15 protein-coding genes are annotated in these 18,712 nt (G+C 72.0%); 6 read left to right on the top strand and 9 right to left on the bottom strand.

All coding sequences use genetic code 11. The annotated features are described in order from the left end of the window. The first annotated feature begins 16 nt into the window (after positions 1 to 16). Complete coding sequence (locus ACFVW6_RS07975) at positions 17 to 1,915, top strand: serine/threonine-protein kinase (protein ID WP_378825064.1); 1,899 nt, start codon at positions 17 to 19, stop codon at positions 1,913 to 1,915. Positions 1,916 to 1,946: 31 nt separating this feature from the next. After that, positions 1,947 to 3,845, top strand: a complete 1,899-nt coding sequence (locus ACFVW6_RS07980; RefSeq protein ID WP_378825062.1) for a serine/threonine-protein kinase — start codon at positions 1,947 to 1,949, stop codon at positions 3,843 to 3,845. Here the strand turns inward: ACFVW6_RS07980 and ACFVW6_RS07985 are convergent. Next, positions 3,833 to 4,663 (bottom strand): SDR family NAD(P)-dependent oxidoreductase, encoded by an 831-nt coding sequence (locus ACFVW6_RS07985; RefSeq protein ID WP_365009925.1) that lies wholly within the window; start codon positions 4,661 to 4,663, stop codon positions 3,833 to 3,835. The genes ACFVW6_RS07980 and ACFVW6_RS07985 overlap by 13 nt on opposite strands. Before the next feature lie 120 nt (positions 4,664 to 4,783). Here ACFVW6_RS07985 and ACFVW6_RS07990 point away from each other — a divergent pair, with 120 nt between their 5' ends. Beyond that, positions 4,784 to 5,383 carry a TetR/AcrR family transcriptional regulator gene (locus ACFVW6_RS07990; RefSeq protein ID WP_355280841.1) on the top strand — a complete coding sequence of 200 codons (600 nt, stop codon included), beginning with the start codon at positions 4,784 to 4,786 and terminating at the stop codon, positions 5,381 to 5,383. Here the strand turns inward: ACFVW6_RS07990 and hpt are convergent. From hpt to dacB, 4 genes are all read right to left on the bottom strand, one after another. Beyond that, positions 5,380 to 5,931, bottom strand: coding sequence for a hypoxanthine phosphoribosyltransferase (gene hpt, locus ACFVW6_RS07995; RefSeq protein ID WP_218720732.1), 552 nt, complete (start codon positions 5,929 to 5,931; stop codon positions 5,380 to 5,382). The two genes, ACFVW6_RS07990 and hpt, sit on opposite strands and share 4 nt — an antisense overlap. 48 nt (positions 5,932 to 5,979) lie before the next feature. Continuing rightward, positions 5,980 to 7,050: a tRNA lysidine(34) synthetase TilS gene (gene tilS / locus ACFVW6_RS08000; RefSeq protein WP_378825059.1), complete on the bottom strand. Its 1,071-nt coding sequence runs from the start codon at positions 7,048 to 7,050 to the stop codon at positions 5,980 to 5,982. 61 nt (positions 7,051 to 7,111) lie between these two features. Next, positions 7,112 to 8,176, bottom strand: a complete 1,065-nt coding sequence (locus ACFVW6_RS08005; protein ID WP_355280845.1) for a zinc-dependent metalloprotease — start codon at positions 8,174 to 8,176, stop codon at positions 7,112 to 7,114. Between the two features lie 12 nt (positions 8,177 to 8,188). After that, positions 8,189 to 9,694 (bottom strand): D-alanyl-D-alanine carboxypeptidase/D-alanyl-D-alanine-endopeptidase, encoded by a 1,506-nt coding sequence (gene dacB, locus ACFVW6_RS08010; protein ID WP_378825056.1) that lies wholly within the window; start codon positions 9,692 to 9,694, stop codon positions 8,189 to 8,191. A 205-nt stretch (positions 9,695 to 9,899) separates the two neighbouring features. Here dacB and ACFVW6_RS08015 point away from each other — a divergent pair, with 205 nt between their 5' ends. Further along, positions 9,900 to 10,388, top strand: coding sequence for an inorganic diphosphatase (locus tag ACFVW6_RS08015; RefSeq protein ID WP_355280848.1), 489 nt, complete (start codon positions 9,900 to 9,902; stop codon positions 10,386 to 10,388). Positions 10,389 to 10,580: 192 nt separating this feature from the next. On the opposite strand, the gene ACFVW6_RS08020 is transcribed toward ACFVW6_RS08015, so the two are convergent. Further along, entirely contained in the window at positions 10,581 to 13,550 is a 2,970-nt protein-coding gene (locus ACFVW6_RS08020; protein ID WP_378825053.1) for a BTAD domain-containing putative transcriptional regulator, read from the bottom strand. Positions 13,551 to 13,658: 108 nt separating this feature from the next. Next, positions 13,659 to 13,886 (bottom strand): hypothetical protein, encoded by a 228-nt coding sequence (locus ACFVW6_RS08025; RefSeq protein ID WP_218720726.1) that lies wholly within the window; start codon positions 13,884 to 13,886, stop codon positions 13,659 to 13,661. Positions 13,887 to 14,129: 243 nt separating this feature from the next. Here ACFVW6_RS08025 and ACFVW6_RS08030 point away from each other — a divergent pair, with 243 nt between their 5' ends. Together ACFVW6_RS08030 and ACFVW6_RS08035 are read left to right on the top strand one after the other, a co-directional pair. Further along, positions 14,130 to 15,302 carry a serine hydrolase domain-containing protein gene (locus ACFVW6_RS08030; protein WP_378825050.1) on the top strand — a complete coding sequence of 391 codons (1,173 nt, stop codon included), beginning with the start codon at positions 14,130 to 14,132 and terminating at the stop codon, positions 15,300 to 15,302. Continuing rightward, positions 15,299 to 16,804 carry an alpha/beta hydrolase gene (locus ACFVW6_RS08035; protein ID WP_378825047.1) on the top strand — a complete coding sequence of 502 codons (1,506 nt, stop codon included), beginning with the start codon at positions 15,299 to 15,301 and terminating at the stop codon, positions 16,802 to 16,804. Before ACFVW6_RS08030 ends, ACFVW6_RS08035 begins: the two co-directional genes overlap by 4 nt. 4 nt (positions 16,805 to 16,808) lie before the next feature. Here ACFVW6_RS08035 and ACFVW6_RS08040 read toward each other — a convergent pair whose 3' ends face one another. Together ACFVW6_RS08040 and ACFVW6_RS08045 are read right to left on the bottom strand one after the other, a co-directional pair. After that, complete coding sequence (locus ACFVW6_RS08040) at positions 16,809 to 17,468, bottom strand: response regulator (RefSeq protein ID WP_378825043.1); 660 nt, start codon at positions 17,466 to 17,468, stop codon at positions 16,809 to 16,811. Then, entirely contained in the window at positions 17,456 to 18,706 is a 1,251-nt protein-coding gene (locus ACFVW6_RS08045) for a sensor histidine kinase (protein WP_378825040.1), read from the bottom strand. The genes ACFVW6_RS08040 and ACFVW6_RS08045 overlap by 13 nt, the downstream gene beginning before the upstream one ends. Between the last annotated feature and the right edge of the window lie 6 nt (positions 18,707 to 18,712).

Here is an 18,712-nt window from a genome sequence, read left to right on the forward strand (position 1 = left end):
GGCCGTACCACCTGAGGTGAGCTCGACACGCACGACCGAGGCGACCCGGCCCGCGCCCGAGACCGCGTATCCGGCCGACCGGCGTGGCCTCGACCGGATCGAGGTCGGCGCGCGGATCGGTGACTTCGAGCTGCTCACCGAACTCGGCACCGGCGCCTTCGCCCGGGTCTTCCTGGCCAGGCAGCGCTCGATGCAGCGATTGGTCGCGGTGAAGATCTCCGCCGACACCGGCACCGAGCCGCAGACCCTTGCCCAGCTCGACCACGACTACATCGTGCGCGTCTTCGACCAGCAGATACTCGACGGCTCACCCCGGCTGCGCATGCTCTACATGCAGTTCCTGCCCGGCGGCACGCTGCTAGACGTGCTGCGCTGGGTCCGCGCCACCCCGCCCGCCGAGCGCACCAGCCGGTTGCTGCTCGACGCCGTCGACGCGGCCATGAAGGAGAAGGGCGAGATCCGCCCGACCGACTCGGCCGTGCGCGCCGAGCTCGCCGGGCTGAGCTGGCCGGAGACCGTGGCCTGGCTGGGCAGCAGGTTGGCGTCGGCCTTGCAGCACGCGGCGGGCAACGGTGTGCTGCACCGCGACGTCAAACCGGCCAATGTCCTGCTCACCGCCGAGGGCGTGCCGAAGCTGGCCGACTTCAACATCAGCTTCAGCCGCGCGACCGACACCAGCCCGGTGTCCTATTTCGGCGGCTCGCTCGCCTACATGTCCCCGGAGCAACTCGAAGCCTGCCACCCCGGCTACGACCGCACCGCCGCCGACCTCGACACCCGCGCCGACATCTACTCTCTCGGCGTGCTCCTGTGGGAACTGCTCACCGGCGCGAAGCCATTCGACGACACCACCGTCCCCGACGACGACCTGCACCCGGAGATCGCCCTGGACGCCGCCCTGGAACGCCGCGCCGCGGGCGCCACCGCGACGGCCGTCGACCAGGTGCCCGCCGACTGCCCCGCCGCGCTGCGCCGCATCCTGCTGACCTGCCTGGCCCCCGACCGCGCCGACCGGTGGGCCGACGGCGCGATCCTGGCCGCGCAGTTCGACCTGTGCCTGGACCCGCACGCCCGCGACCTCGTCGACCCGCCACCGAACAGCTGGCGCATCCGCCTGCGGCCGTATCTGTTCCCCATCCTGGCGCTCTCGATCGCGATCCCGAACGTGCTGGCCGCCTACTACCAGCGGCAGCTGAACACCGCACTGCTGCACAGCAGGCTCGACCCCGGCACCCGCGCCACCCAGCGCGAGGTCTCCGACCTCACCAATCTGCTCTTCTTCTCCGCGGGCGGCGCCACCCTGATCTACCTGGGCAGGCGGCTGCTGACGATCCCGCATCGGCTCCGCGCGGGCCGGCGCTGTTCACCCCGCGCCCTCGAGCGGGCCAGACAGGACTGTCTGCGGCTCGGTCATCTGGCTGTCGCGGTGGTGTTCGTGCTGTGGGTCGTCGCGGGGGTGATCTACGCGATCACCATCGGGGTCGCGGACGGCGTGCTGCCGGTCCGCACGGTCGTGCACCTGCTGCTGGTGTCCGCGATCTGCGCCGCCGTCGCCATGACGTACCCGTTCTTCCTGATCACCCTGTATCTGCTGCGCTGCGTCTATCCGATGTTCCTGCACCACGGCCAGGACTTCCGCGGCGACGGCGGCTCGCTCACCGCACTGGCCGCCTGGTGCCGCCGGTACCTGGTGGTCGCGGCGTCGATTCCGCTGCTGGTCGTCGCGAGCGCGACCTTCCTGCCGGTCCCGGACCTGCTGACCACACTCACCCCGCTGCGCACCATCTGTGTGGGCGGGCTGATCGGTTTCGTCGGCTCCTATGTGCTGTTCCGGATCATCGAATCCGATATCCGGGCACTGCTGCGGGTGACCGGGTCCGGCTATCCGCGCGCCGGGCCGCCGACATCGCGATGAACCGCCCGGCGCTCGCGCCCGTACCCCCGGCGTGAGCTCCACACGCACCGCCGAGGCGACCAGGCCCGCACTCGACCGCACCGGCGCGGCGCATCCGACCGATCGGCGTGGACTCGACCGGATCGCGGTCGGTACCAGGATCGGTGACTTCGAGCTGCTCACCGAACTCGGCGCGGGCGCGTTCGCGCGCGTCTTCCTGGCCAGGCAGCGCTCGATGCAACGGCTGGTCGCGGTGAAGATCTCCGCCGACAGCGGCAGCGAGCCGCAGACCCTGGCCCAGCTCGACCACGACTACATCGTGCGCGTCTTCGACCAGCAGGTGCTCGACGACCCCGCCGACGGCTCCCCCCGATTGCGGCTGCTGTACATGCAGTTCCTGCCCGGTGGCACCCTGCTCGACGTCCTGCGCTGGGTCCGCGCGACCCCGCCCGCCGAGCGCACCAGCGGGCTGCTGCTCGACGCCGTCGACGCCGCGATGGAGGAGAAGGGCGAGATCCGCCCGACCGACTCGGCCGTGCGCGCCCAGCTGGCCCGGCTCAGCTGGCCGGAGACCGTCGCCTGGCTCGGCAGCAGGCTCGCCGCCGCCCTGCACCACGCGGCGGGCAACGGCGTGCTGCACCGCGACGTCAAACCCGCCAACGTCCTGCTCACCGCCGAGGGCGTGCCCAAGCTGGCCGACTTCAACATCAGCTTCAGCCACTCGACCGACCCCAATCCCGTCTCGTACTTCGGCGGCTCGCTGTCGTACATGTCGCCCGAGCAGCTCGAAGCCTGCCACCCCGGCTACGAGCGCACCGCCGCCGACCTCGACACCCGCGCCGACATCTACTCCCTCGGCGTCCTGCTCTGGGAACTGCTGACCGGCGCGAAACCCTTCGACGACACCACCGTCCCCCTCGACGAACTGCGCCCGGAGATCGCCCTGGACGCCGCCCTGGAACGCCGCGACGACGGCGTCACCGCCGCCGCGCTCGCCCAGCTGCCCGCCGACTGCCCGGCCGCGCTGCGCCGGGTCCTGCTGACCTGCCTGGCCGCCGACCGCGCGGACCGCTGGCCCGACGCCGGTGTCCTCGCCGCGCAGTTCGATCTCTGCCTGGACCCGCACGCCCGCGACCTCGTCGACCCGCCACCGGACAGCCGGCGCATCCGGCTGCGGCCGTACCTGTTCGCGATCCTGGCGCTGTCGATCACGATCCCCAATCTGCTGGCCGCGATCTACAACGCCCAGTTGAACACCGCGCTGATCGTCGACCGGCTCGACCCGGCCACCAGGGAAACCCTGCTGACGGTCGCGGGCGTGACGAACGTGCTCTTCTTCTCCGCGGGCGCCGCGACCCTGATCTACCTGGCCCGGCGCCTGCTGATCGTGCCCCGGCGGCTCCGCGCGGGCCTGCGCTGCTCACCCGGTGCGCTCGATCGCGCCCGCCGCGACTCCCTGCGGTTCGGCAACCAGGCCGTGGTGGTGGCCGTCGTGCTGTGGTTGTCGGCGGCCGTCGTCTTCGCCGCCACGATCGCGCTGGCGGGCAGCCTGACGCTGCGCACGGCGGTGCACTTCCTCATCGCGGCCGCGATCAGCGCGGCCATCGCGACGACCTACCCGTTCTTCCTGATCACGCTCTACCTCACGCGCTGTGTCTATCCGCTGTTCGTGCACCACGGACAGGACTTCCGCGCCGACGGCGCGGCACTGACGGGCCTGATCACGCGGTGTCACCGCTATCTGATGACGGCCGCGTCGATTCCGCTGCTCGCCATCGTGAGCGCGACCTTCCTGCCCATCCCCGACCTGCTGACGACCACCACCCCGCTCCGCGCGATCTGCGTGGGCGGGGCGCTGGGTTTCGCCGGTTCCTACGCGCTGTTCCGCGTCATCGAGGGCGATACCCGCGCCCTGCTGCGGGTGGTCGGCACCCGGCCTCAGCCCGCCTGACGGCTGAGCTCCTCCCACTTCGCGAGCTCCGCGGTGCGGGCCGCGCCGAGGTCGGCGACCATGTCGAAGGCCGCGTCGCCCAGGATGATCCGCTTCGGCGGCTCGGCCATGTCCACCAGGCGGACGACGACGGCGGCGGCCGAGGCCGGATCGGCGTCCTTCGACTCGCTCCACATCTCCTCGAGCCAGGCCCGCACCGGGGCGTAGGCCGGGTTCTGCTCGGTCATGGTGAGCCCGGTGGTGAACAGGCCGGTCTCGTAGCCGCCGGGCTGCACGATGGTGACGGCGATGCCGAACCGTTCCACCTCCATGGCCAGCGCCTCGGTCATCGCGTCGAGGGCGGCCTTGCCCGCGCTGTAGACGCCGGTCGCCGCGAAGCCGCCCGCCGACCCCATGGACGACACCTGGAGGATGTGCCCGGAGCCCTGCTCACGCAGCAGCGGTACCACCGCCTGGCTCACCCACAGCGCGCCGAAGAAGTTGACGTCGAGGTGGTCGCGGGCCTGCCGCTCGGTGAGTTCCTCGAGCATGCCGAGCACCACCCCGCCCGCGTTGTTGACGACGACGTCGAGCCGCCCGAACGCGTCGTACGCCCGCCGCACCCCGGCGAAGACCGCCGTGCGATCGGCGACGTCGAGCGCGAAGGTGACCAGTCGCCCGTCGGCGGCGGCGACCAGATCGTCGAGCGGGGTGACATCACGGGCGACGCCGACGACCCGATCACCGGCCGCCAGGGCGGCCTCGGCGAACGCCCGGCCCAGCCCTCGCGAGGCGCCGGTGATGAACCAGGTGCGGGCTTCGTTGTCTGCGCGGGTCATGTGCGTCTCCTTCATGTGCGACGAGACGGTTCGTCTCGCTTGCTGATTACGAGGATGGGCCACGATCGAGTGATTGTCAAGACGAAACGTCTCGTTTTATTTTCGGGCTAGACTCACCCCATGGCACGAACCCCGGACAGCGCCCGCCGCAGCGAACGATCCCGATCGGCGATCCTGAACGCGACCCGCGAACTCGTCGGCGAGACCGCCTACGCGAAGCTGACCATCGAGGCCATCGCCGCGCGCGCCGGCGTCGGCAAGCAGACCATCTACCGGTGGTGGCCGTCCAAGGGCGCGGTGGTCTTCGACGCCCTGCTCGCGCAGAGCGAGGACCCCGACGGCGGCGGCATCGAACTGCCGGACACCGGCGACCTCGCGGCCGACCTGAAGACGGTGCTGCGCGCGACGGTCGCCGAATTCGCCGATCCCGCGTTCGACGCGCCGATCCGGGCGGTGCTCACCGAGGTCATCAACGACCCGGCACTCGCTGCGCTCTATCGCGAGAAGCTGGAACAGCCGGTGCACGCGGCCAAGGTCCGGCGGCTGGCCGCGGCACAGCGCGCGGGGCAGCTGCGCGCTGACGCCGACCTGGATCTGGTCGTCGACCTGCTCTACGGACCGATCACCCAGCGCTGGCTACCGCGCTCCGGCCCGCTGGACGCGGCCTTCGCCGACGCCCTGGTCGAGTCGGTGCTGCGTGCCTTCGGGCCGGCGGACTAGGAGTAGACCTTCGGGTCCAGCGTGCCGATGAACGGCAGGTCCCGGTAGCGCTCGGCGTAGTCGAGGCCGTAGCCGACGACGAACTCGTTCGGGATGTCGAAGCCCACGTGCGCGACGTCGACCGGGGTGCGCAGCGCGTCGGGCTTGCGCAGCAGGGTCACCACTTCCAGCGAGGCCGGGTTGCGGGTGGACAGGTTGCGCTTGAGCCAGGACAGGGTCAGGCCGGAGTCGATGATGTCCTCGACGATCAGCACATTGCGGCCCGCGATGTCCTTGTCCAGGTCCTTCATGATGCGCACGACGCCCGAGGACGAGGTGGACGAACCATAGGACGACACGGCCATGAACTCGAGCTGAGTGGGGATCGGCAGCGCCCTGGCGAAGTCGGTCATGAAGAAGATCGCGCCCTTGAGCACGCAGACCAGCAGGAGGTCGCCCTCGGGGGAATCCGGCGGGTATCGCTTGGCGACGATCTCGGCCAGCTCTTCGATCTTGGCTTTGATCTCGTCTTCGGTGATCAGCACCGATGCGATGTCGTCTCCGTACACGGAAGTGGGTTTCCCTTCAGTGGTGTCGATCCCGACCGGGCCGATCCATTATGTGGCATCGTTTCGCGGCTGCGCGCGTACCGTCAGCGTGCCATGCGCGCGCGTCACGACCAACCTGTGGTCCCTGCTGCCCCCGGCCACGGCCACCCCGCCCTGCCCGCGCCAGTTGCTCACGAGTTCGTCGATCGCCTGTAAATGTGCGTTCAGCACGCCGCCGATGCCCTGGTCGGCGAGCCAGGCCCGGATCGTCCGGCGACGCAGCGCCGGGGCCGCAGTGGCCAGGATCTCGATCGACAGCACGGGTCGATCACTGTCGCCGGGGCCACTGCCGCGATTGCCGGTGCTACCAGCGGGCCGATCCGAGCCGCGTCGGCCGTCGTCGCCCACGGTAGCCGCGCGCAGCAGGTCGGCGGTGAGCGCGTCGAGGACATCGCCGTCGGCGCGCAGCTGGTCGGCCGTGCGGGCCAGCGCCTGGGCGACGCCGCCACCGAGCACGTCCTCGAGCAGCGGCAGGACTTCGGTGCGCACCCGCACCCGGGTGTAGGCCGGGTCGAGGTTGTGCGGGTCCTCCCACGGTTCGATCCCGAGGTCGACGCACATCTGTCGCGTCCGTGCCCGCCGCACCCCCAGCAACGGCCGCCCCCACGGCTCGTTCCACGCCGCCATGCCCTGAATCGAACGCCCGCCCGACCCGCGTGCCAGCCCGAGCAGGACGGTTTCGGCCTGATCGTCGAGAGTGTGCCCGAGCAGCACCGGCCGCTCCCCCCGCACGGACTCCAGCGCCGCGTACCTGGCCGCCCGCGCCGCCGCCTCGACCCCACCGTCGCGCCCGACCTCGACCGCGACCACCTCGGCAGCCACACACCCCAGCGCCCGCGCCTGCTCGGCAGCCCGCGCGGCCACCTCCCCCGACCCGTCCTGCAACCGGTGATCCACGACGATCGCGGTCACGTCTCCAGCCTCGACGACAGCGGCCGCGACCAGCGCCAGCGAATCGGCGCCCCCGGAGAGCCCGACCACCACCGGCATCGGCCCACCGCGCGCCGCGACCCACTCCTGCACACCCCGCCGCACCGCCAGCACAGCGGGAGTCTCCGGAAGCCGCACCTGACCCGTCATCGAGCACCGCCGGCCGCCGACGAAACCCCAGCGGCACGCGCATCCCCGAGAGGCGGAACAGTCACAGCACGCGGGTGATCCAGCGGCCCGGATCATCCACCTCGTCGAGGCGGGGCAGGGTCTCCGCGTTCGTCCACACCGTGTTGAACTCCGCGACGCCCACCCGTTCGACTACGGCGTCCACGAACTTCTTGCCGCGCACGTACTGCGCGACCTTCGCGTCCACCCCGAGCAGCGCGCGCAGCAACCGCTGCACCGGATTGGTCGGCTTCTTGCGGCGCTGGTCGAAGGCACGCCGGATATCGGCGACCGTCGGGACGACGGCCGGTCCGACGGCGTCCATGACGTGGTCGGCGTGGCCTTCCAGCAGCGTGCCGAGCATGAGCAGCCGGTCCAGCGCCTCGCGCTGCGGCGGTGCCTGGGCGGCGCGCAGCAGGCCGACGACGCCGCGGCTGTTCGGGTCGTCGGCGGTGTCGCCGTCGCGGCGCGAGCGCACCTCGGCGAGCAACCGGCTCAGCATCTCGCTCATCGGCTCCTCGCCGACCTCGCTGAGGATGTCGACATTGGCGCGCATGTAGTCGGCCAGCCACGGGGCCGAGGAGAACTGCACCCGGTGGGTCACCTCGTGCAGGCAGACCCAGAGCCGGAAGTCGGACGGGTCGACCCCGAGCGCCCGCTCCACGCTGAGGATATTGGGCGCGACCAGCAGCAGCGTGCCGTCCTCGCCGGTGAACGGGTCGTACTGGCCGAGGATCGCGGTCGACAGGAACGCCAGCATGGTCCCGGCCTGCAAGCCCGCGGGCTTGCCGACGAGCTTGCCGGTCGTCGAGACGGCCTCGGTGCCGGTGAGCACGGCCATCGACTCGGCGGCGGCGCCGATCCAGCCGGGCCGGTCGACGATCCTGGCCTCGGGCACCGGCCGGTCGTCGAGCAGTCCGCTGACCTCACGCACCGGCCCTTCGGCCCGCACCGACGCGGTGGCCAGCTCGGCGACGACCTGTTCGGCGGTCTGCCGTGAGGTCCGCGGCCCGGCGGGCGCGAGCACGGCGCCGGTGCGGGCGGCCAGCCGCCAGTCCACCGCGCCGCTGAACCCGGAGGTCGTGCGCCCGGTCTTGTCGTCGGTCATCGCCACCCGCTCTCAGGAGCATCCGCAGTTGCGCAGGGTGCCCGCCACCGCGTCGAGGGCGGGCCTGCTGACCTCCGGCAACCGATCGTTGGACATCAGCGCGAAGGTCAGTACCCGGCCGTCCCGGTCGAGCACATATCCGACCAACGCGCTGGCGACACTCAGAGTTCCGGTCTTGGCCCGCACCCAGCCCGCGCCCTGGCGATTCTGGGTGACGAAGCGCGGCGCCAGCGTCCCGGTGCCGCCCGCGACCGGCAGGTCGTCCAGCAGCGACGCGAGAGCCGCTGCGCGCGGGTCGTTCTCGGGCCTGGCCTGCGTTCCGGCCGGTGCCACGGCCGCATCGCCGGTGGGCTCGGCGGCGGTGGCGATGATGGAGTCGAGCAGTCGCGGCGGCACCCGGTCGTCGACGGACAGCCCGCTGTTGTCGGCCAGATGCAGTCCGGCGACATCGAATCCGGCGCTGGTCAGTGCCCCGGTGGTGGCGGCGACGGCACCGGTGAAGGACGCCTCGTGCCCGGTCGCGACCGCCAGTTCCCGCCCGATCGTCTCGGCGAGCACGTTGTCGGAGTGGATCATCATGTCGTGCAACCGGACTCGCAGCGGCGCCGATTCCACCTTCGCGATCTCGGCACCGTTCTGCGCGGCCGGGCCGACCCGCACGGCGGCCGGGTCGACGCCGAGTTCCGCGGCCAGCGCGCGCCCGGCGTCCAGCGCGGGCGTCGAGGTGCGCGGCGAGTAATCGGCCGACGGATCGAAGCGGCCGCCGTCGAGCATGATCGGTTCGATCGGGGTGATCGAGCCCTCCGGGATGTCGACCGGGTCCCAGCCCGAGGCCATCGTCGGCCCGCGATAGGCGGAGGTGTCGACCACGATCGCGGTGACCTGCCTGCCCGTCGCCTTGATCCGCGCGGCCAGATCGGCGATCCGGGCGCCGTCGGTGTAGTAGCCGCCGTCGGCCCTGGTGGTCAGCGTCGGGTCGCCGCCACCGACGAGCACCAGCTCACCCGGCGCGCCGGCGAGGACCCTGGTCGCCACCCGCTGATCGTCGGGCAGCGTGAGCAGCGCGGCCGCGACGAGCATGACCTTGGCGGTCGAGGAGGGGATCATCGCCTTGGCCGGGTCCTGGCTCCACAGCACCGCACCGCTGGTCGGATCGCTCACCTGTCCGGCGAAACTGCCCAGATCGGGGCTGCCGACGACCGGCGCGAGCGCGGCGGCGATCCCGGCGGGCGTCGGCGCGGGCGCGTCCGACCGGGCCGGGGTGACCTCGGCGATCGGCTGCTCGGTGGCAGGCGGCGGGGCCACGGTGAGCCCGCCGTGCCGGAACTCCGGAGTCCACGGTTTCGCGATCGCCGCGAACCCACCCGCGATCACCAGCAGCGCGACGACCACCGCGGACAGCCAGATCCACAGCGACGATCGACCACTCTTCGATCCCGGCTGCTCGGCGTTTCGATCGAGCGCTACGGTCGGCGCTTCGTTGCCGTAGGGCGGATGACCCGTTCCGCGCTGATCCATCAAGCCACCCGGCCGACCGGGATCTCGAACCTCGACATCAACGCCTCACCGATCCTCGACTGTTCCGCCCGACACGCCTCGACTGCGCGCTGAGCCGCCTGCCGCACCGGTGTACCAGCACACCACACTATCCTCGTTGCGCAACGGTTCCCCAGAACGATCTGGCGATTCGGCAGAGAAGCACTCGAACGAGCAAGGAGATGGCGTGGAGTTCGACGTCACCATCGAGATCCCCAAGGGCTCTCGGAACAAGTACGAGGTCGATCACGAGAGCGGCCGGGTCAAGCTCGACCGGTACCTGTACACCTCCATGGGCTACCCGGCCGACTACGGCTTCATCGAGAACACCCTCGGCGAGGACGGCGATCCGCTGGACGCGCTGGTGCTGCTGCCCGAGTCGGTCTTCCCCGGTGTGATCGTGGAAGCCCGTCCGATCGGCGTGTACCGCATGACCGACGAGGCAGGCGGCGACGACAAGGTGCTGTGCGTGCCCGCGGGCGACCCGCGCTGGGACCACATCCAGGAACTGGCCGACGTCTCGGAGTTCGAGCTGTCGGCGATCAAGCACTTCTTCGAGCGCTACAAGGACCTGGAGCCGGGCAAGTTCGTCCAGGGTTCGGAGTGGCTGGGCCGCGCCGAGGCCGAGAAGGTCATCGACGAGTCCTTCACCCGCCTGAAGGAAGCCGGCCACTGAGCTGACGTACACGAAGAACGGGATGTCCGGAGCAGTTCGGACATCCCGTTCTCGTTGTCCCGGTCCGAACCGCCGACCCCCCGGCGACGACGCGGCGCGCTGGCGCGACAACCGGGTACATAGGGCAATCTATCGCGTGAACAGTTGTGTTCGCCAGCGTCCCAGGATTTTTCGTGCCCGGCGATGATGCCGCTATGACGCGGCGATGATGCCGCGACGAGCGCGCAGCGCGGCGAGGTGGTCGTGCAGCAGCGCCAGCACCGGCGCCTCCAGTTCGGCGTCGAGCCGCTCGTGGGTCAGTTGCGGGTCCTGCATCGACTCGAACGCCTCCGCCGCGGCGACGAAGGACTCCTCCGCCTCCCCCGGCTGCCCGGTGGCCTGCTTGATCAGGCCCTGGAGCACGAGCACCCTGGCCCTGGTCAGCGGCCCGATCGCGCGGGTCAACACCTGGATCGCCTCGTCGACGACGGGTTCGGCGTCCGCGGCCCGGCCCGCCATCAGCAGCACGTGCGCCAGCCGCGACAGCGCCCAGCCCAGCCGCAGTTCGATCCCGCCCGCCCGGCCGAGCGCGACCGCCTCCTCGCACAGCCGCACGCCCTCGGCCGTCTCACCCTGGTAGACCAGGGTGACCCCGAGTTCGTGCGTCGCCATCGCCTCGAGCGACCGGTTGCCCAGCTCGGCGGCGAGCGCCCGCGCGGTGATCGCCCGCTCGCGCGCGGCCGGGAAATCGCCCGCGTCGGAGTAGGTCTTCACCTCGTGGACCAGGCACGCGCATTCGATCGCCCGGTCGCCGACCCGGCGGGCCAGCCGGATCGCCCGTGCCGAATGGGCCAGCGGCGCGGCCGTTTCGGTCCCGCGCCGGGTCGAGGACGACAGCAGCTGCGCGGCGAACGCGGTGAGCCTGGCGTCGCTGATGGTGCCGCGATCCAGCGAGAGCGCGATGCGCTGATGGTCGCGGCCCTGGCGCAGCGCGCCGAGCGAGTAGGCGAACAGCGCGCCCAGCGCCACCCGCACCCGGCACTCCACCGAGCGGTCCCCCGCGCACAGCGCGGCGTCGAGCAGTTCTTCCAGCGCCCGCGCCACCTCGATGCAGTTCGCGCCGCCGTCGATGAGTTCGGCGGTGGCCCAGGCGATATCGGCGGCGGGGGCCAGCATCGGGCCGCCCGCCTGCGCGCACTGGCGATACAGCGAGACCAGGTTGTGTCGCTGGCCCGCCAGCCACGCCTGGGCCGCGTGCTCGTCGGCGAACCGCACGCCGGGCGCCGCGGTCGGACGCAGGTGCTCGGGCAGCCGGGTCCCCGGATTGCAGATCGCGACAGCGTGTTTCACGGTGGCGAGGTAGAAGTCGAGCAGCCTGCGCAGCGCGGTCAGCGGTGGGTCGGCGGCACCGGTGACCGGCAGTTCCCTGGCGAACAGGCGCAGCAGGTCGTGATAGGTGTAGCGGCCCGGCGCGGTGGTCTCGAGCAGGTTCAGGTCGACCAGGTCCTCGCACACCTGCTCGGCCGCGGCGACCTCGAGCTCGAGGATGGCGGCGGCGCCCTCGACGCAGATCTCGCCGACCTCGGGCACCGCGAGCATCCGGAACGCCCGCGCGTGCCCGGTGTCGAGCTGGTCGTAGCTGATCCGGAAGGCCAGCTCGACGGCGAGTTCGCCGGTACGCAGGACGCTGAAGCGCTGGGCGGTGTCGCGCAGCCGCTCGGCCACGATCCGCACCGTCCAGGCCGGTCGCGCGGCCAGCCGGGCCCCGACGATGCGGACCGCGAGCGGGAGGCCACCGCAGGCGCCGAGCACCGCGGCGACCGCCTCGGGTTCGGCCGCGATCCGGTCGGCGCCCGCGATGCCGGCGAGCAGGCTGTGCGCCTCGGCGTCGGTGAGCACGTCCAGGCGCACCGCGGTGGTGCCCGGCAGCTCGGGCAGCGCCGAGCGGCTGGTGACCAGCACCGCCGACCCGGGTGTCCCGGGGATCAGCGGCGCGACCTGATCGACCGAGCGGGCGTTGTCGAGGACGACCAGCACCCGCTTCCCGGCCAGCCTGCTGCGGAACTGCGCCGAACGTTCGGCGGCGCCGGCGGCCAGCTCGCCCTCCGGAACGCCGAGGACCCGCAGGAAGTCGCCGAGCGTGTCGGCGGCGGTGGCCCCGCCGTCGCGGTCCGCGGCGAAACCGCGCAGGTCGACGTGCAGCTGCCCGTCGGGGAACCGCTCGCGCACCAGGTGCGCCACATGCACGGCCAGCGCGCTCTTGCCGATCCCGCCCATGCCGCCGATCGCGCAGACCGGCACCCCGGTCCCGGTCGCGGTGAGCCGGGCGGCGAGCCGGTCGACCACCTCGGCGCGGCCGGTGAAGTCGACGACGTCGGCGGGCAGCTGCGCGACCCGCTGCGGCGGCTGCGGCCGGGCGGGCGCGACCGGCTCGCGCGGCGCGCTCAGCTCACCGGCCAGGATGCGCCGGTGCAGGTCGGCGAGCTCGCGGCCGGGTTCGATTCCGAGCTGGTCGACGAGCTCCCGGCGGGTGTCGGCGTAGACGCGCAGCGCCTCGGCCTGGCGGCCGGAGTGGTAGAGCGCGGTCATCAGCAGCGCGCGCGGCCGCTCCCGCAGGGGATGCTCGGCGCACAGCGGGGTGAGGTCGGCGACGGCCTCGGCGTGGCGACCGCGGCGCAGGTCGAGTTCGGCGCGCTGTTCCAGCAGCACGAGCCTGCGGTCGGCGAGGTGGGCGCGCTGCCGCTCGGCGAACGGGCCGGGCAGCCCGGCCAGCGGGGTGCCGGTCCACAGGCGCAGCGCGGCGTCGACGGTGTCGCCCGCCGCCGCGGTGTCGGGATGCGGGGCGTCCATCAGGTCGTCGACCTGTTCGATGTCCACGCAGCCCGCGGGCACCCGCAGCGCGTAACCACCGCCGAGCGCGACCAACACCCGCGGCGGCTCCCCCGCCGCCCGGTCGGGTTCGAGGATCCGGCGCAGATGCAGGATGTGATTGCGCAGCGCGCCGACGGCGCTGGCGGTGGGGTTCTCGCCCCAGACGTCGTCGATCAGTTCGTCGACGGTGGCCGAGCGGCCGGTGCGCAGCAGCAGGGCGGCCAGGAGTGCCCGCTGCTGCCGGGAGCCGAGGTCGAGCTCGACCGCGTCGCGCCAGGCACGGATCTCACCGAGCACGGCGAACGTCAGCATGCGCGGCCAATCTCTCTCACTGGGGGAACTCAGACCGACAATCTAGCCGAACACCGAGAAGGGGCACCCGGCGTCGCCGGATGCCCCTGGGTCGGACGTGAAGGTAACTCAGTACCAGATGTAGAGGTCCCAGCCGTCCCAGTTCTCGGTGCACTCCCAGTAGTAGCCGCCGGTGTAGGACGACTCGCCGTCGGCGCGACAGGCGGCCAGCGTGGCATAGGTGCCGTAGTAGGTGCCGTACGGGCCCGCGGCGGCGTTGCCCGCCGCGACCGTCGACACCCCGGCGACGGTCGCGGCAGCCAGCAGTCCGGCGGCGATGGTGGTTTTGATGCGCATGTCGTTCGCTCCTCTGTGTTCGTTTTCGACGAGATGAACGGTATGGGCGCGAGCGCGCCGAAACAGCCACCCCTAGGGGGACATCCGGCGCCACCATGGGCGTTTCACCTTCCCCACCCCTGGGTCGGTAGTGCAGGCACCACCTTCGATTCGGGCGCGCGCGGCATGGGCGCGACGCGCGCGTCTTCCTACGCTCGGAACAGTCACCGCACAGCACGTTCCAGCAGGAGGAAAGCGCAGCTCATGACCCTATTTCGCAGCAGGTCCCGTCGCCTCGTCGCCGCGGGAGCCTGCGCCGTCGCGCTGCTCGCCGTACCCGCGTGCGGTAGCGAGACCGCGCCGCAGGCCACGCCGGGACCCGAGGTGCGCGAGGCTCTCGAAACGCTGGTGCGGGCGGGCTTCCCCGGCGCCCAGGCCGTGATCACCACGCCAGCGGGCGAGCGGACCGTCACGGCGGGTGTCGGCGATCTCGCCTCGGGCGCGCCGATTCCCGACGGCGCGTTCGTCCGGATCGGCAGCAATACCAAGAGTTTCGTCGCGACCGTGCTGCTGCAACTCGTCGCCGAGGGCAAGGTCGAGCTGGACGCGCCCGTCGAGCGCTATCTGCCCGGCGTGGTGCACGGCAACGGCAACGACGGCAATCGCGTCACCGTGCGGCAGTTACTCCAGCACACCAGCGGCCTGCCCGAGTATCTGGCCAGCGGCGATCCGAGCAAGCCCACCGATCCCGGCTCCCCGCAGCTCGATATCGCGACGGAGGCGGCGCGGCGACAGCACTACACCCCCGCCGAGCTGGTACGCATCGCGATGTCAATGCCGCCGCAGTACGAGCCGGGCGCCCGCGCGGTGTACACGAATACCAACTACGTGCTGCTGGGCATGCTGATCGAGCGGGTCACCGGCCGCCCGACGGCCGCCGAGATCGCCACCAGGATCCTCGAACCGCTCGGCTTGCGCGACACCTACGCGCCCGCCGCGGGCGACGCCGGCCTGCGCGCCCCGCACTCGCGCGGCTACCAGGAGATCGACGGCACCCGAGTCGATTTCACCGAGCTCGATCCCTCGTGGGCCGACACCGCGGGCGACATGATCGCGACCGGCGCCGACCTCAATCGCTTCTTCACCGCCCTGGTCGACGGCAAGCTGCTGCCCGCCGCCCAGTTCGCCGAGATGCGCCGCACCGTGCCCTTCGACCGGATGCCAACGGCCGGTTACGGTTTGGGCCTGATCCAGCGCACCGCCTCCTGCGGCGACCAGGTGACCGGGCACGGCGGCAGCATCCCCGGATTCGGCACCCACACCGGCGTCACCGCCGAGGGCGTCGCCGTCACCCTCGCGGTGAACGAGCTGCCCCGCAGCGAGGAGCAGGCGAAGCTGGTCGACCAGGCCTTCGACACGATCGTGTGCGCGTCGTGAAGCGCCTGATCACCGCCGCGCTCGCCGCCACCGCCACACTCGGATTGCTCACCGCCGCACCGGTGTCGGCCGACCCGCTCGACGACTTCCGCCGCCAGGCGCTGTCCTGGCGGTCCTGCGACGATCCCCGCCTCGACCCCGCGGGCGCGCAGTGCGCCGATGTCACCGTGCCGGTGGACTATGCGGCTCCGCGCGGCGAGACCATGACCGTCGCCATCTCCCGGCTGCCCGCCACCGATCCGGCACAGCGGCGCGGCGTGCTGCTGTCCAACCCCGGCGGTCCCGGTGGCCCCGGCCTCGACTTCGTCGTCGACATCCGCGGCGGCATGACCCCCGAGGTCGCCGCCCGCTACGACCTGATCGGCCTCGACCCGCGCGGCATCGGTCGCTCCACACCGGTGAATTGCCGCTGGCACGAAGGGTTCTGGACCGAGTCGGCCGGACTCGACGCGGTCGACTTCGCCGCGAGCACCGCCCGCCAGGCCGGGCTGGCCGCCCGGTGCGCGACGACCGAGGGCGCCCGCCTGCGCCACATCACCACCCGCAACACCGCCCGCGACATGGACCTCATCCGCTCGGTCCTCGGCGAGGACCGGATCAGCTACTTCGGCACCTCCTACGGCACCTATCTGGGCGCGGTGTACACCCAGCTCTTCGGCGAGCGCGCCGACCGCTTCGTGCTGGACAGCGCCGTCGACCCCGAGCGCTACGGCGCGACCGATCTGCTGCGCGACATGGGCCCGGCCAACGAGGCCGCCTTCGATCTGTGGGCAGCCTGGGCCGCCGCGCATGCCGACGAATACCGTTTCGGCACCGAACGATTCGCGGTGCGCGAGTTCGTCCAGGCGATGGTGCGCCGGGCGAAGGAGCAGCCGATCCGGATCGGCGATGTGACCGTCGACCAGCACAGCCTGCCGAACATCCTGTTCGCCGGGCTGGACGATCCGCGCAAGTATCCGATGCTGGCCGGGCAGCTGCGTCAGCTCGCCGACGCCGCCGAGGGGGCGACCGTCACGCCGGACCCGCAGCTGGCCGCCACCCTGGCCTTCATGCTGAAAGCCGAGCCGCGCGACCTGTCCACCGCCACCGCCGTACTGTGCGGCGACGCGGCGACACCGCGCGATCCCGCCTGGTACTGGCGCAATATCGAAGCGAGCCGCGCCGATCAGCCACTGTTCGGGGCGTTCACGAACAACATCACGCCGTGCGCGTTCTGGGCACCGCCCGCCGAGCCGAAGACGGTGGTCGACAACGCGGTGCCGAGCCTGATCGTGCAGTCCACCGGCGATACCCGCACCACCTACCCCGGCGCGCTCGGCATGCACCGGGCGCTGCGTGGCTCGCGGCTGGTGACCCTGCCGGACGTGCCGATCCACTGGATCTACGGCAACTATCCGAACGACTGTGTCAGCGCCGCCGTCAACACCTACCTGCTCGACGGGACCCTGCCCGCTACCGACCTGACCTGCCGCGACGAGGCCGGGTCCGGCGCGGTGCGGTGACCGCTCAGGGCCGTCCCGGCCGGGCGTTGAGATAGGTGAGCACCGCGAGCACCCGGCGGTGACCGGACTCGTCGGCGGCCAGGCCTAGCTTGGCGAAGATGCTGCGAATGTGTTTGAGCACAGCGCCTTCGGTGACGACGAGGCCGGCGGCGATGGCGGAGTTGTCCTGGCCCTCCGCCATCAGCGCGAGCACTTCGCGTTCCCTGGCCGTGAGCGTCGACAGCGGGTCGTCGACCCGTCGGCGCACCAGCAGCTGCGCGATCACCTCCGGGTCCATCGCGGTGCCGCCCGCGGCGACCCGGTGCAGCGAATCGAGGAATCGGTCCACCTTGCCGACCCGCTCCTTGAGCAGATAGCCCACCCCGCCGGCGCCGTCGCCGAGCAGTTCGGCGGCGTAACTGTCCTCGACATAGGCCGAGAGCACGAGCACCGGCAGGCCGGGATGCACGGTCCTGGCCCGCACGGCGGCGCGCAGGCCGTCGTCGGTGAAGGTCGGCGGGAGCCGCACGTCGACCACCACCGCGTCCGGGCGGTCGGCGGTGACCACCGCGAGGAAGTCCTCGGCGTCCCCGACGGCGGCGACCACCTCGATCCCGGCGGTCTTCAGCAGCAGGACCAGGCCTTCCCGGAGGAGGGCGTCGTCCTCGGCGATCACGACCCGCACGGCAACTCCACGCGCACCAGGGTAGGCCCACCGGCGGGGCTGTCGAGCGTCATCCGGCCGTCGAGGGCCTCGGCCCTGCGGCGGATGCCCGCCAGGCCACCGCCCTCGGTGACCGTCGCACCGCCGACGCCGTCGTCGCGGATCGCCACGGTCAGCAGGGCGGGCGGGCCGCTCAGTTCGACCGACAGGTTCCCGGCCCCGGAGTGCTTGGTGGCATTGGTGACGGCCTCGGCGATGACGAAATAGGCCGCCGCCTCCACGGCCATCGGCCTGCGCGTGATCCCGTTCAGCTCGACCACGCACGGGATCGGGCTGCGGGCGGCCAGCGCGGAGACGGCACTGGCCAGACCCCGATCGGAGAGCACCGGCGGGTAGACGCTGCGGACCACGTCCCGCAGTTCGGCCAGCGCCGCCGACGCGGTGTCCTGGGCGGTGCGCACCATCCGGGCCGCCGCGTCGGGGTCGCGGTCGCGCAGTTGCTCGGCCAGGCCGAGCTGCATGATCACCGCGGCGATCCTGGCCTGGGCGCCGTCGTGCAGGTCGCGTTCGATGCGGCGCAGTTCGGCGCCGTGCGCGTCGAGGGCGGCGGCCCTGGTCGCGGTGAGCTCGGCGACGCGGTCGGCCAGCAGCGCGTGCTCGTCCGGGGCCAGCAGGTGGCGGGCCAGCTTCGCCTGCGCCGTCGCAGCCTCGGGCGAGCGCAGGGCCAGCGCGCCGAACACGAGACCGATCACCACGCACAGGGCTGCCGTCGGCCAGGAATCCACGACCAGCCCATTGCTGCCCTGCAACCCGTCGATCCCCGACCACCACAGCACCGGGATCACCAGGTGCTGCACCGCGCTCAGCGGCAGGGCCACCGCCAGCGCGGCCAGCGGCAGCCCGAGCACGGCGTGCAGCAGCAGCCAGGCGAGGTCGCGGCGGTTCGCCGGGTCGGCGGCCAGGGTCGCGAGCTGATCGCGCAGCGCACCGGTCAGCGGCCGGTAGGCCGGGACGATCGGGGTGCCCAGTCGTTTCCCCGCCCTGCGCCGTTCCAGGGTGAGCAGCGGGCGGATCAATTTCACCGCCTCCGGCAGCGCCGGGATCCCGAGCCCGATCAGGCTCGCCGCGGCGACGATGGCCAGCGCGACCACCGCGAACAGCGCGGCGACCCCGGTCAGCCCGCCGACCAGCAGATAGCCGACAGCGGCGGGCAGGCGGCGTATCCGCCGTCCCACTCCGCCGCTGCCGGTTCGATTCATCCCTCG

The sequence above is a fragment of the Nocardia sp. NPDC058244 genome, assembly GCF_042882065.1.
GTDB lineage: Bacteria > Actinomycetota > Actinomycetes > Mycobacteriales > Mycobacteriaceae > Nocardia.